Raw genomic sequence first — 13,677 nt, 5'->3', positions numbered from 1 at the left:
AATAATTTCCTCCTCATTACTTCCGTGTTAACGCTTCTTCAATGATGCGAGCCTGCTCTTTTTTATGAACAATAGGATCGCCTTCTGCAGTACTGGAACGACGGCGTCTGCCAATATAATTCACTTCAACACCCTCAGGTGCGATATGTTTTAATCTTGGCTCGGCAAAATTCCATGCACCCATGTTTTTCGGCTCTTCCTGTACCCATACAAGCTCTTCCAAGTTTGGATAACGGCCAATCACTTCTTTGATATCTGCGAATGGGAATGGATAAATTTCCTCAACACGTACAATATGGAACCAGTCTTTATCCTCTATACCTTTCAGCTTCTCTGCTAAATCAATAGCCATTTTGCCTGATGTTAAAACCACTCTTGTCACTTTATCTGTTTTTTCGCCTAATCCCTCTTGTTCTAGAATTGGTTTGAAAACTCCATTAGATAGATCCGTTGCCGTTGCAGCTACGGTAGGATTTCTTAGCAAACTTTTAGGTGACATAATGACAAGTGGACGAACTTCTTCTTTATTAAGAATTGCAGCTTGCCTTCTTAAAATATGGAAGTATTGAGCTGCTGATGAAAGATTAGCAACAGTCCAGTTGTTTTCAGCTGCTAATTGCAGGAATCTTTCTAGCCTTGCACTAGAGTGCTCAGGACCTTGCCCTTCATAACCATGAGGCAACAGCATAACTAATCCTGATTTTTGTCCCCATTTTGCACGGCCGGCAGAAATAAACTGGTCAAACATTACTTGAGCAGAGTTAGCGAAATCTCCAAACTGAGCTTCCCATAATACTAGTACTTCCGGAGCTGAAACATTATATCCGTATTCGTAACCTAGCACAGCCATTTCAGATAATGGGCTGTTATGGACTGCGAATGAAGCTTTTGCAGTAGAAAGCTGATGTAGTGGAGAAAATGATTTACCTGTCTCACCGTCATGCAATACGATATTGCGGTGGGCAAACGTTCCACGTTCAGAGTCTTGACCAGTTAATCTGATTGGCGTTCCATTTGACAAGATAGATGCAAAAGCTAAAGTCTCTGCATGACCCCAATCGATCTTACCAGCTTCTTCCAATCCGTCTTTGCGACGTTTCAGGATTCTTCCAAGCTTATTAAATACTTTAAATTCTTCAGGCCACACAAGAAGCTCATCATTGATTTGTTTAAGTGTTTCTAGTGAAACAGATGTATCGATTGCCGATAATCCTTTTTCGACTGTTTCAGGAGGATTCATCTCTTCGACATCTTCTTGCTTGTCTGGAACCTTCTTATATGCTTCTTGAAGCTTCTCGCTAACTTCCGCCTGAATCGAAGAAATCTCGCTATCTGATAAAGTAGATTCAGCCTTCAGCTTGTCAGCGTAAAGATCTTTTACAGTTGGCCGTTGATGTATGATGTTGTACATCAATGGATTTGTTGTCATTGGCTCGTCCATTTCATTGTGGCCAAAACGGCGATAGCCAATGATATCAATCAAGAAATCTTTATGGAATTTTTCCCTATATTCAACAGCTAATCTTGCAGCAGCAAGAACAGCCTCAGGATCATCTGCATTAACATGGAGGATAGGCACTTCATATCCTTTAGCTAAATCACTTGCATATCTTGTAGAACGTGAATCATAGGATTCTGTTGTAAATCCAATTGTATTATTAGCGATAATATGGATAGAACCGCCAGTGTTGTACCCATTCAGCTGACCAAGGTTAAGTGTTTCTGCAACAATGCCTTGACCAGGGAATGCGGCATCACCGTGAATAATAATAGATAAGGCTTCATTGTATTTAACTTCTGGATAACCTGCATTTGAACGCTCATCTTGAGAAGCTCTAGTGTATCCTTCAACTACAGCACCAACAAACTCCAAATGACTTGGGTTATTCGCAAGTGTTAATTTTGCAACTGTCGTGTTTTCTTCCTTAATTTGCTTATCTAAGCCAAGATGGTATTTTACATCGCCAGTCCAGCCATAGCTGATGCCAATTGAACCCTCTGAAGGAACTAAATCCTTATTTGGGGCATGCTGAAATTCCGCGAAAATCATTTCATACGGCTTGCCAAGTACATGTGCAAGAACATTTAGGCGCCCGCGGTGTGCCATTCCAATATTGATTGCTTTCGTACCATTTGCGACAGAGCCAGCCACGATTTCATCAAGCATTGGCACCATTGTATCCAGTCCTTCGATAGAGAATCGCTTTTGCCCTACAAAGGTACGGTGCAGGAATTTTTCAAATTCTTCAACTTCTGCAAGTCTTTTATAAACTTTTGTTTTCTCAGGCTTTTGTAAATTTAGCTTCATGCTATTTGTTTCTACTTTTCGGCGTAGCCAGTCTTTTTCATCCATGTTGTCAACATGTGTAAATTCAAAAGCAAGCGTGCCCATATACACACTTTTTAAATATTCAAATGCTTCTAAGCCATTTCTTAAAGGAATACGGGCATCCGTACAGATTAAATGCGCAGGTACAGCGCGCAAATCCTCTTCACTTAACCCATAACTGCTTAATTCAAACGTTTCTCTGTCAAATTCTCTTTTATTTAATGGATATATGTCTGCAGCTTTATGCCCATTTGAACGAATCAGATCCGCTAAACGAATAGCTGCCAACGTTTTTTCAATTCGACCTGGACTAATGCCCAAATCAAGAGATCCGTGATTTGTAGGAGCTACCCCTTCCTCTTTCAACGGTGATCCATTTACCTCGAAATATTCTTTCATTTCAGGGTCAACGGATGCTGGATCTTCTAAGTATCTTTCATAAAGCTCAATCACATAGCCAAGGTTTGGGCCATAGAAACTTTGCTCTAAAGGTCCCCCACCATCAAATGGCTTCTTCATGGAAAATTACCTCCACAACTCTTTTTTAAATGATATTTGAATAATAATAAATGTTTTATCCTCTTTTTTTGTAAGTCAAGTTGGAAACTAATATTATGAATAATAATATTTTTCAGAGGACAAATTGTTTCCTAAGCCATTTTAACACGTTAAAGGTCTATATACAAAGGGGAAAACCATAAAATATTCAAAAAATGACTAATATTTTTAGAAAAAATACTTATATTAAAAAAATGAATTAATTTATGGTCATTTCCCTCCTCAAAAATGGAATAAAGAGGGAAAACAAAAGGAATTGAACTCAATCCTTGGATCCTTTTATCAAAAAATAAGACCATTGCCCCTTTGAACCTACTTAAGTATATATCAAACTTTCTGAATTTAGTAGCGATGTGCATTTAGCTGCTCAATTGAATATGATATGAAGTGAAATGGGAAATTAAAAAGAAATTGAGGTGATGAGATTGGATTTGTCGAGAGCGAAGCAGATTTTGAAGTCAAAGGAATCATGCCATATTACTTTTGATGGCACACGAGTAGTCATAGATGATATTTTTGAACTCTCAAATATGGCAAGAATCCATGATAAAGAGAACAGAAGTAATGAACAAGTCGTTTCTTTAAGCAACTTAATAGAGGAATCACAGCCGGAAAATTAATGCTCAGACTTTTTAAGTTCTATCGTTTTCACTTGATTTGTTTTAGGATCAAATTCGATAAATATTAGTAAGCCAAATTCCGTATCATTCTCTCTTATCCAAAGCTTAAATTTTTCCACAACTTGTTTTCCTTTTTGTTCCCTGCCAATATGCAAGTAGTCAATAATCTCTGCATTTGGATATTTTTCCTTAGCCGTTTTCATTGCCAATCTACCCCATTTTGCATATGCTGGTGCATCATTCTCAGCATATGCCTTTTGAATATTCGGTATAGATATCGGTTGAAATGATGTAATTACAAGACTGCACAGTATAACCTTGAAAATTAATTTCATCCTCATTTTGGATTCGCTCCCCACTCATTTTTCAAATAGGTTGCAACAAATCAGCTTAAATTATTCAGCTTATATCGATAAGATTGTTACTTATTGACATGACGTCAATTTTATTGACAAATTGTCAACACTCTCATATAGTCTATAAGAGAATCTATAAAAATAGCAATAAATTAACCATTGAAGGGGGCAAGAAATCATGGCAAGTGAAGATATGGATAATCAATTTGGAAGGAAACTAAAAGAAGTACTTAATGACCAATCCATTTCTCTTAGGAAACTAAGTGAAAAATGCAAAATTGATTCAGCAACACTGTCTCGATTAATTAATGGCAAAAGAAAAGCGACGCCTACTCATATTGAACGCATAGCAAATGCACTAGACATTTCAAGCGGTGAACTGTACAAAGCGGCAGGCTATAATATCAATCATCATTCTGAAGATTTACATAGTTTAATAGACGAAATAAAAGCGGATTTAACGATGGCCAAGCTCTATGATAATGATTTATCTATTTCAGTGATTGAAAAAGAGCTAACACATTACAAACAATTTGCTAATACATCAGAAGGAAAGGAAACGGTAAAGAATCATTTCAAAAGCAAGCTTGAGAAAGCAGGAAGTGCAGGACCGCTAATTACGGAACTGCAAAATATGTTTAGTAAATTTACGATGAAACAGGGGACTATGACGCAATTGACTTTAATGGGAGCCGCGCTCATCTACTTTATCTCTACAGTTGATTGCATTCCTGACTATATTTTCCCAATTGGCTATATTGACGATGCCATCGCGATTAAAATCGTCTCTCATAATCTAAAACTATCATAAAAAAAGGAAGTTGATCATTGAAACGAAATAGCTACACAATTGATTACCCGCTATTAATCATTTTGTTTTGCTTAATAAGCATAAGCCTTATATCAGTCTATAGCGGCTCTGGTCAATATTACAGTTCTGATCCGTTCTACTTTTTAAAAAGACAATTTATTTGGTATGTAATCGGGCTTATCGTTATGGCAGCGGTTGCTAAATTTGACTACGAATTACTGGAAAAATGGGCAGTTCCACTATATATTATCGGCATGATATTACTGATGCTAGTTCATTTCTTCGGAGTTTTCCGCAATGGTGCTCAAAGATGGGTAAATTTAGGTATATTTGAAATACAGCCCTCAGAGTTTTTTAAAGTTATATTAATCCTATTCCTCTCTGTTACGCTTTCAAAAATAGGTCGTCGGAAGCTTTCATTTACTGAAAGTATGCCTATTACAGCAAAAGTTGCTATATTTTCATTATTCCCATTTTATATGATATTGGTCCAACCTGATTTGGGTTCTGCTCTTATCATAGCGGCAATCACGCTTTCTTTAATTGCTGTCTCAGGCATTTCATATAAAATGGTTTTACTGTTAACTTCTGCTGGAGCAGGTTTAGTCGGGATGTTAGTATATTTGCATAATCATTATTTTGATATCTTCATTAAAATAATTAAACCGCATCAGTTAGAAAGAATTTATGGTTGGCTTGATCCTTATGGCTACGCTTCTTCCTACGGATACCAATTAACCCAAGCAATGCTTGGCATCGGCTCTGGACAGATGAATGGATGGGGATTTACTCAAGGTGCTCAGGTACAAAGCGGTCAAATACCAGAGGCGCATACAGACTTTATCTTTGCGGTCATAGGTGAAGAATTTGGTTTTATCGGTGCCTCAATATTGATCAGTCTTTATTTTCTTCTTATATATCGAATCATTGTTATCGCCTTAAATGCGAACACCCTTTTTGGCTTTTATATTTGCGCTGGCTCCATTGGGCTCATTTCCTTCCAAGCCTTTCAAAATATTGGCATGACAATCGGCGTCATGCCAATCACTGGTATCACTTTGCCATTTATAAGCTACGGTGGCAGCGCACTATTAACTAATATGATAACGATTGGCCTTGTATTAAGTGTTAATTTAAAATCTAAACGTTATATGTTTAGCAATAACGCAGCTTAAAAAAGAGAAGCGGCTGCTTCTCTTTTCTTTCAGCAATTAAACCAATTGCTACCAAAATAAAGAACAATAATCCGACTGCTCCTTGAAGAATGACTTCAAGCAAAGCTCCTATCGTTAAACCAATACACATGGAGGCAGCATAATATAATCAAATCGCTTGTCTCGACTGTCCCGATACACCCTCGGAGACGAGCGGTCACCTCTCCAAATCTACTGAATTTTTTCATTATCACTTTCTCAAAGCTCTGAGAAGCCAATTAATTTTTGCTTCTGCAGATTTAGTTTTGCTTCTCTATCGCATATTTTGCTAATAATTGAATAGTCATATCATCCATTGGCGGATTATGCAGGCCTGCTCTAACATCACGATAGTAACGTTGAAGAGGGTTTTTCTCGGATAAACTTTTAGCTCCAACAATACGCATAGCAATATCAACTGCTTTAAATGCAGCATTGGTCACTTCTAGTTTAACTGCACCTAATTGCGGGCTCATCTTCGCCTTTTCTTCAGAATTCGCTTGATCCCATTGCTTGGCAATAGCATAGAGGAAGCTGCGGCTCTTCATCAGTTCTAACTCAATTTCCCCTATCTTTTGGCGAACGTTCGGTAAATCTATAATCGTCCCTTGGATGCTGGATGGTGAATAGGCTTTTGCAAATTCAATAGCATATGTATGAGCAGCTTGTGCAATCCCTAAATAACACGCTGGTATATGCAATAGCCACCCATTAGCTCCCTTTTTACCTGGTGAAATGTATTCGACTAAGGCGCTATTGTCCACCATTACATTTTTAATGATTAAATCATTGCTTGCTGATCCCCTCATTGATATACTATCCCAAGTTTCTTCAATTGAAATTCCATGTGCACTCCGTGAAATCAAAAAATTCCCAACCTCCTCCGACTCTTTAATCGTTGCACTAACAAGAAAGTAATCGAGGACTGGAGACATAGTCGTAAAGGATTTTCTACCGTTAATTATCCAATTATCACCATTTTTAACAGCGGTAGTATGCGGTTTGCCGCCTCTAGTAGGACTTCCTGTCTGGGGCTCAGTTGCTGCACTATTGATTAAAGCCCCTCTGCTTACTTCTTTGCCAATAAAATCTAATTGTTTCTGTTTCCAGCTTTTCTTTTCAAATAGGTTTTTAATGATTCCCATATGCCAGCCAATAGATAATGCTGTCGCCCCGTCACCTTTTGCAATGCTTTCCTGCAATCTTACAAGTTCATATAACGAAATATCACGTCCGCCATATTCCTGCGGCAATGTTAATAAGGTGTATCCAGAATCCTTTAATTCTTTTATATTTTCGAATGGAAAGCTGCCCTCTATATCAGTTTGAGCAGCCCTTTCTAAAAAATGTTGTTTTAATTCTTCCATTATATTGAGTCGTTGATGTTCAGTATCAGCTAATTGAAATTTCATTATGCAATCATTCTCCCTTCTCCGATCAGTTTATATGTATATATATACTATTATGAAAGAACACGACTAAAAACGAAACCTTTTCGTCTGCATAATAAAGATTCCTGCAAAAAAATAAAAAGAGCGTCATGCGGCGCTCTTTTTACTTTTTAAATAATTCAACTTCTCCTACTTTATTAAATGTGTTCAAATTATGGGCAGTAACTTTAGCTGGTGAAACAGCATAGAGTTGATCGCCGATATAAAGAGTACGATTGATTGAATCTTCCCAATTCTCATATCCGCTTCCATTATTATGATGCGTAATCCTTGACTTCAATTGAAATCCTTCATTTACATCAACCCCATATATTAATGCTCCTTGAAAAGCAAATGTTGATGAGTCCTGAACATTTTTTGTTTCTTCGTAAACTGAAATGGGGAAGGCGAATAATTCTTTGCTTTTATCAAATAGCAGTGCTTTATGATCGTAGTTTAATTCGGAATAAGTCCCTCTGCCGCCAATTATTTCTGTATACTTCTCTTTTGGGTTTGATAAATCACTGACATCAAATAATGAAAGCTTCACACCTTCAGTCGTAACAATTGGCGGTGCGCCCGGCTCCTTGCTGACAGTCACCTGTGTGTCATATCCAAAGCCAATTAGATGGTTTTCATCATAAGGATGAAGATAGTTACTAAACCCAGGTATTTTCAATTCCCCTAGCACTCTAGGAGATTTAGGTTTGCTCGCATCAATAACAAAAAGCGGATCTGTTTCTTTAAATGTAACAATATAAACTTTATCTCCCATAAATCTGGCAGAGTAAATTCTTTCTCCTCTTGCCAATCCTGTTAACTCTCCTACTTTTTCAAATTGCTCATTAAATATATACAAATCATTGGAAGAAGGACGCGCACTATCCCTCGTATCCCCTTTAGTCATCGCTACCCTAAAATGCCCCTCATACTCATCCATTGAAAATTGATTAAGCAGTCGGCCTTCTAGTTCCTGAACGCCTGCTAATTCCATTTCAAGTTCATTAATATTCAATTTATATATGGTGGTTGTTTCATTCGTCTTCTCTTTTGCAAACAAAGGCATAATAGGATAGTTTACTGAAGCCAAGTAAATATTACTTGCTGACATATACATTTGGTTGCCGCTGCCAAGAAAAGATGTTAAGGTCATTTCTCTTGCAGGCTGGTTCAAGTCAATTGCGGCAATATTCGTGAAATTACCTTCATTCGGCTCGGGTATAATGTTTATTTCCTCTATTGGTATCGGTTTTATATCGTTGTTTACACTTGAATCTTTATATCTTGGACGCAAATCAGCACTCTTTTCATCTTCTAAAATCCATATGTCAGGGTAATGACTTGATGCAACAAAAATATTACCATCCATTAACCGTGATGATATATAATTCCCTTCGATTTCAAGCTCTCTAGTTAATTTCGGATTGCTTTTATTAGTGATATCATAAATTAAAACAGCAGTTGCTTGATACCATTCCTGCATCATTCTTTTTGACATTTTTCCATTCGTATGAATCGCTTCTTCATATTTACTTGCGATTACAATCAACTGATTATCATATATAAAAAGCTGAGAAGGTGAGACATTATTTTCAAATGATATCGTTTTCTCCACATTCATCTGTGAGCTAGGCACCGCCTGAATAATATTTAGAGTGGCATCTGTTAGCTGATAAATATAAAGCCCATCAGTTTTCACAATATCGCTTTCATCAATCCCTGAAACTTGAATATTCGTTTCCGAATGCTCTTTACCTGACATGCTATTCATCTGATGATCAGAAGTATTTGTAGTCAATTCAGTGGATTGCTCGGCATTTGCAGCACTATCTTCCATGACTATTCTTCCTGATTGTTTCTTTTGATTCTTTATCATTTCTAAAAAAATCTTGTTCATTTCTTCAATCGAATTTACTTTGTCGATATTTTCTTTTTGAGCAGTAGATATTGGCTGCTTCTTGCTAAATACATCTATTGTTAATACATAATAAAAAATTGCTATTGTTGCAATTAGCCCGAATATCCAAAGCCATGTTCGCCTATTTCTATTCAAGGTATTTCACCCCCATTTTTTACATAGACGTAAACCTCCTTCCTTTCGTTACATATTCATCCTTTTTTCTCCAGTGAAACCAAAAACATATTGTTGCATTCAGGTGTTAGTTTATTCAATGAAGTAAAGCCTGAGGTAATTAGTGATGTGATTTTACTATGTTTGACGGCAGTGTTAAAGAGGTATGTTATGAAATGTCATATAACCTAAAAGGTTATTTACAGTTATCTAGCGGAGGTGATATAAATCTTTGAAATGATGGTTAATCCAAATCGCTTGTTTCTTCCAATAAATCATCAATCTCAATATGCATCATCAATTTGTCTATTTTATCATCGGCCATTTCAGATGTAGTTTCCAATAATTTGTCTATATCCATAGCGATGACTCCCATTAAAATCCCCCCTTACCTTCATTATACTATCTTAGTAATATATATTCGATTACTTTGAGCGAGGTATGGGGGTTTATCAAGTATATGAAATACATCTTTATTTTAAAATTATCCTTATATATTTTTTGGAAGCGTTTAACAGCTGATATTTTCGTGATATATTCTTGCAAAATTCTCTAATTTCTATAAATACTTTCATGAGTGAATATTGTATGTCATTTATATTTTCAGTTTCATGAACATTTTGTGACCAAATTCATCGATTGTTCATGAACATTTTGTGACACCTATCACAAACAATTGTTTTTAATCATTTATGATACTAACATAAGGTTACAGACGCGATGTTTGCGTTTCCAATTAAATAATGTTTTTTAAGAATGTTAGAAAGGGGTACATCAATGAAATTGAAAAGGGCTCTCTTGTTGGCGATTATTACCATTGCCACTGTGTTAACAGGCTGTGAACCATTAGCTGTTTTAGATCCTAAAGGACCTCAAGCAGAGGTTCAAGCAAATGATATTGTCATGTCCATTTGGCTGATGTCTGGAATTGTCATTGTCGTATTTGCAATGCTAGCTTACATGTTATTCAAGTATCGAGCATCGAAACAGAAAAAAGATTATGAACCACCACATATTGAAGGAAACATTTGGGTTGAGGCAATTTGTGTCGGTATTCCTGTATTAATCGTTGCTTTCCTTTCATTTGTATCTGTACAAAGTAACTACAAAGTTGAGGCAACACCTCCAGGATATGAAGATAAGGAACCATTAGTCGTGTATGCATCATCTTCAAACTGGAAATGGCACTTCAGCTATCCGGAAGAAGATATTGAAACTGTAAACTACTTATACATTCCGACTGATAGAGCGCTAGAATTTAAGCTATACTCTTTCGGACCAATTACAAGTTTCTGGATTCCACAGCTTGGCGGTCAAAAATATGCAATGGCAGACATGGTCACTACTTTGCATTTAGCTGCTGACCATCCAGGAGAATTCATGGGTCGTAATGCAAACTTCAGCGGGAAAGGATTTGCAGAAAATACTTTTGATGTAACTGCGATGTCTCCAGTTGAATTTGATGAATGGGTTGAAGAAGTTCATAAAACTGCTGATCCAATTACTGAAGATAAATTTGAAGAGTTATTAGAGCCAGGTCATTTAGGAAAAATGACTTTCACTGGTACACACTTAGACTTTAAGCCTGCTCCTGAAGGAGAAAATTCAGGTCACCAGCACCACCACGGTTCTAATGACGACGAAGAAGAAAACCATGATAATCATGAGGAAAATGAAGATCATGAAAATCATGAAGATCATTCTGACCATAGCGGTCACTAAAATGTAAATTTGCCAGAATAATAGTCTGAAAGGAGTTATAAGGATGGAGTTCTTTGAACGTTTTGCCATACCACATCCAAGCCCTGCTATTTATGCATCGATGGTAGCAATCGGTTTAGTTACGATTGCAATCATTTTTGGATTGACATACTTTAAAAAATGGGGTTATTTATGGCGCGAATGGTTAACGACAGTAGACCATAAACGTCTTGGTATTATGTATTTAATTTCAGCAATTCTTATGCTTTTCCGCGGCGGTGCGGATGCAATTATGATGCGTGCTCAGCTTGCAGCACCAGAAAACAAGCTGCTTGATGCACAGCATTATAATGAAATATTTACAACACACGGGGTTGTAATGATCCTATTTATGGCGATGCCATTTATCATTGGTTTCATGAACTTTGTGGTTCCATTGCAAATTGGAGCACGAGATGTTGCATTCCCTCGCTTGAATGCACTTAGCTTCTGGTTATTCTTTGCAGGTGCGATGTTATTTAACATCTCATTTGTAATCGGGGGATCTCCTGATGCCGGATGGACATCTTACTTCCCTCTTGCGGATAATGAATTCAGTCAGTCTGTTGGAACCAATTATTATATGATTGCCATCCAAATTGCTGGTCTGGGTACATTAATGACAGGTATTAACTTTATGACAACGATTTTAAAAATGCGCGCACCTGGCATGACTTTAATGAAAATGCCAATGTTTACATGGTCTGCGTTAATTGCTAACGTTATTATCGTATTTGCTTTCCCAGTATTAACTGTTGCTCTTGCAATGGGTACACTGGATAGATTATTCGGAACACATTTCTTTGCTTCAACAAATGGCGGTATGGACATGCTTTGGGCCAACCTCTTCTGGGTATGGGGCCATCCTGAAGTATACATTTTAATCCTTCCTGCTTTTGGTATTTACAGTGAGGTTATTTCTACATTTGCAAGACGTAACTTATATGGATATAAATCAATGGTTGCATCAATGGTTATTATCTCACTATTATCTTTCCTTGTATGGGTTCACCACTTCTTTACAATGGGTCAAGGCGCTTTAGTTAACAGCATCTTCTCCATTACAACGATGGCCATCGCCGTACCAACGGGTGTAAAAATATTTAACTGGCTGTTTACGCTATACAAAGGAAAAATCGAAGTTACGACACCTATGCTTTACTCAATGCTATTTATTCCATTGTTCACTATTGGTGGTGTAACAGGTGTAATGCTTGGAATGTCAGCAGCAGACTATCAATATCATAATACAATGTTCCTAGTCGCTCACTTCCATATGGTTATCATCCCTGGTGTTGTCTTTGCGATGTTGGCTGCTCTGTTCTACTACTGGCCAAAAATGTTTGGTTTCATGCTTAATGAAAAACTTGGTAAATTAGGCGCATGGGTAATTGCTATCGGCACCCTGCTTGCTTTCATGCCTATGTTCTTCTCTGGTCTGGACGGTCAAGCACGCCGGATGTACACATACTCTGAATCAAGTGGATTTGGTATTTGGAATATGATTTCATTTGTAGGAGCTCTAGGTCTTGCAATTGGATTCGCGTTAATTGTTTACAATATTTACTACAGCTTCCGCTATGCTTCAAGAGATATCGGATCTGACCCTTGGGATGCTCGTACTTTAGAATGGGCTACACATACACCTGTCCCTGAATATAACTTTGCAACAATGCCACAGATTGAATCTGTTGAGCCATTCTGGGATGACAAGAAAAATGGCAAGAAATTATTTAAAGATAAGATTGAAAAGATTCATATGCCGAATAACACAGGTATTCCATTTATCATGGGTGTTCTCTTCTTCATATGGGGATTCTCGTTCATATTTGCAATGTGGATTCCGTTAATCATCTTTACACTTGCAATTTTCGGATGCATGGCATATCAATCATTTGAAAATGATCACGGACGTTATATTTCTGTTGAAGAAGTGGAAGAAACAGAAAATAAACTGGGAGGTAAACGATAATGAAAATAGATCACTCTCTCCCTCTTGAATATAGTACAGAACAAAGCCGGTTAAGAATTTTAGGATTTTGGATTTTCTTAGGCGCTGAGATTATGCTTTTCGCAACACTGTTCGCTTCTTACTTTATATTAAGAAACGGTACCGGTGATGGTCCATCTGGAGCGGAAATATTTGAAATTACACCAGTGTTGATTGAAACACTATTGCTCTTAACAAGCAGCTTTACAATTGGGTTAGCTGTTCATGCTATGCGACTTGGCAATAAAAAAGCAATGATGGCATTCTTCGGAATTACCCTTGTACTAGGTCTTGCCTTCTTAGGCGTTGAAATTTATGAATTTGCACATTATGTACATGTTGGGGCTGGATTGCAAACAAGTGCATTTACAGCTATCCTTCTTACCACATTAGGTACACACGGGGCTCACGTAACATTTGGTTTATTCTGGGGATTGTTTATCCTAATCCAAGTGAAGAAAAGTGGTTTAACGCCTGAAACAACGAATAAATCATTTATCTTCTCTCTTTACTGGCATTTCTTAGACGTCGTTTGGATCTTCATCTTCAGCTTCGTCTACCTGAAAGGAATGATGTAAT

Annotated in this window: 12 protein-coding genes; 6 read left to right on the top strand and 6 right to left on the bottom strand. The window is 37.2% G+C overall.

The features are described 5' to 3' along the window. Positions 1–16: 16 nt before the first annotated feature. Positions 17–2,848 carry a 2-oxoglutarate dehydrogenase E1 component gene (locus tag CWS20_RS10120; RefSeq protein ID WP_066198674.1) on the bottom strand — a complete coding sequence of 944 codons (2,832 nt, stop codon included), beginning with the start codon at positions 2,846–2,848 and terminating at the stop codon, positions 17–19. Between the two features lie 464 nt (positions 2,849–3,312). On the opposite strand from CWS20_RS10120, the gene CWS20_RS10115 reads away from it, so the two are divergent. Then, on the top strand, positions 3,313–3,507 hold the full coding sequence (locus tag CWS20_RS10115) for an H-type small acid-soluble spore protein (protein WP_158237001.1): 195 nt from the start codon (positions 3,313–3,315) through the stop codon (positions 3,505–3,507). On the opposite strand, the gene CWS20_RS10110 is transcribed toward CWS20_RS10115, so the two are convergent. Next, entirely contained in the window at positions 3,504–3,848 is a 345-nt protein-coding gene (locus tag CWS20_RS10110; protein WP_241198715.1) for a DUF3889 domain-containing protein, read from the bottom strand. The two genes, CWS20_RS10115 and CWS20_RS10110, sit on opposite strands and share 4 nt — an antisense overlap. 193 nt (positions 3,849–4,041) lie before the next feature. Here CWS20_RS10110 and CWS20_RS10105 point away from each other — a divergent pair, with 193 nt between their 5' ends. Together CWS20_RS10105 and rodA are read left to right on the top strand one after the other, a co-directional pair. Then, on the top strand, positions 4,042–4,674 hold the full coding sequence (locus CWS20_RS10105) for a DUF1232 domain-containing protein (RefSeq protein WP_066198682.1): 633 nt from the start codon (positions 4,042–4,044) through the stop codon (positions 4,672–4,674). Positions 4,675–4,691: 17 nt separating this feature from the next. After that, positions 4,692–5,849 carry a rod shape-determining protein RodA gene (gene rodA, locus CWS20_RS10100; protein WP_066198685.1) on the top strand — a complete coding sequence of 386 codons (1,158 nt, stop codon included), beginning with the start codon at positions 4,692–4,694 and terminating at the stop codon, positions 5,847–5,849. On the opposite strand, the gene CWS20_RS28960 is transcribed toward rodA, so the two are convergent. The 4 genes from CWS20_RS28960 to CWS20_RS28955 all read right to left on the bottom strand — a co-directional run bounded on the left by CWS20_RS28960 (position 5,830) and on the right by CWS20_RS28955 (position 9,744). Next, positions 5,830–5,952: a hypothetical protein gene (locus tag CWS20_RS28960; protein ID WP_276328301.1), complete on the bottom strand. Its 123-nt coding sequence runs from the start codon at positions 5,950–5,952 to the stop codon at positions 5,830–5,832. The two genes, rodA and CWS20_RS28960, sit on opposite strands and share 20 nt — an antisense overlap. A gap of 175 nt (positions 5,953–6,127) precedes the next feature. Then, entirely contained in the window at positions 6,128–7,279 is a 1,152-nt protein-coding gene (locus tag CWS20_RS10095; RefSeq protein WP_066198688.1) for an acyl-CoA dehydrogenase family protein, read from the bottom strand. 142 nt (positions 7,280–7,421) lie between these two features. After that, on the bottom strand, positions 7,422–9,350 hold the full coding sequence (locus CWS20_RS10090; protein WP_066198691.1) for a beta-propeller domain-containing protein: 1,929 nt from the start codon (positions 9,348–9,350) through the stop codon (positions 7,422–7,424). 262 nt (positions 9,351–9,612) lie between these two features. Continuing rightward, positions 9,613–9,744 (bottom strand): hypothetical protein, encoded by a 132-nt coding sequence (locus CWS20_RS28955; RefSeq protein ID WP_276328300.1) that lies wholly within the window; start codon positions 9,742–9,744, stop codon positions 9,613–9,615. 401 nt (positions 9,745–10,145) lie between these two features. On the opposite strand from CWS20_RS28955, the gene qoxA reads away from it, so the two are divergent. Genes qoxA through qoxC form a run of 3 tightly spaced genes read left to right on the top strand, consistent with a single transcriptional unit; the run spans position 10,146 to position 13,676 of the window. After that, complete coding sequence (qoxA, locus tag CWS20_RS10085; RefSeq protein WP_066198693.1) at positions 10,146–11,090, top strand: cytochrome aa3 quinol oxidase subunit II; 945 nt, start codon at positions 10,146–10,148, stop codon at positions 11,088–11,090. Between the two features lie 43 nt (positions 11,091–11,133). Next, the gene (qoxB, locus tag CWS20_RS10080; protein WP_066198695.1) at positions 11,134–13,080 is read left to right on the top strand and encodes a cytochrome aa3 quinol oxidase subunit I; all 1,947 of its coding nucleotides are present in this window, start codon (positions 11,134–11,136) and stop codon (positions 13,078–13,080) included. Beyond that, a complete protein-coding gene (qoxC, locus tag CWS20_RS10075; RefSeq protein WP_066198698.1) occupies positions 13,080–13,676 on the top strand; it encodes a cytochrome aa3 quinol oxidase subunit III in 597 nt (198 codons plus the stop codon). The genes qoxB and qoxC overlap by 1 nt, the downstream gene beginning before the upstream one ends. Position 13,677: the final 1 nt, after the last annotated feature.

This window comes from Cytobacillus horneckiae, assembly GCF_002835735.1.
In the GTDB taxonomy this organism is placed as follows: domain Bacteria; phylum Bacillota; class Bacilli; order Bacillales; family Cytobacillaceae; genus Cytobacillus; species Cytobacillus horneckiae.
The sequence above is the reverse complement of the archived record's forward strand: the minus strand, read 5'-3'. Positions and strand labels throughout refer to the sequence as shown.

Coding starts and splice junctions, on each gene's coding strand:
- CWS20_RS10120 (WP_066198674.1), bottom strand. CDS start 2,848: ATGAAGAAGCCATTTGATGGTGGGGGACCTTTAGAGCAAAGTTTCTAT.
- CWS20_RS10110 (WP_241198715.1), bottom strand. CDS start 3,848: ATGAGGATGAAATTAATTTTCAAGGTTATACTGTGCAGTCTTGTAATT.
- CWS20_RS10105 (WP_066198682.1), top strand. CDS start 4,042: ATGGCAAGTGAAGATATGGATAATCAATTTGGAAGGAAACTAAAAGAA.
- CWS20_RS10095 (WP_066198688.1), bottom strand. CDS start 7,279: ATGAAATTTCAATTAGCTGATACTGAACATCAACGACTCAATATAATG.
- CWS20_RS28955 (WP_276328300.1), bottom strand. CDS start 9,744: ATGGGAGTCATCGCTATGGATATAGACAAATTATTGGAAACTACATCT.
- qoxA (WP_066198693.1), top strand. CDS start 10,146: ATGAAATTGAAAAGGGCTCTCTTGTTGGCGATTATTACCATTGCCACT.
- qoxB (WP_066198695.1), top strand. CDS start 11,134: ATGGAGTTCTTTGAACGTTTTGCCATACCACATCCAAGCCCTGCTATT.
- qoxC (WP_066198698.1), top strand. CDS start 13,080: ATGAAAATAGATCACTCTCTCCCTCTTGAATATAGTACAGAACAAAGC.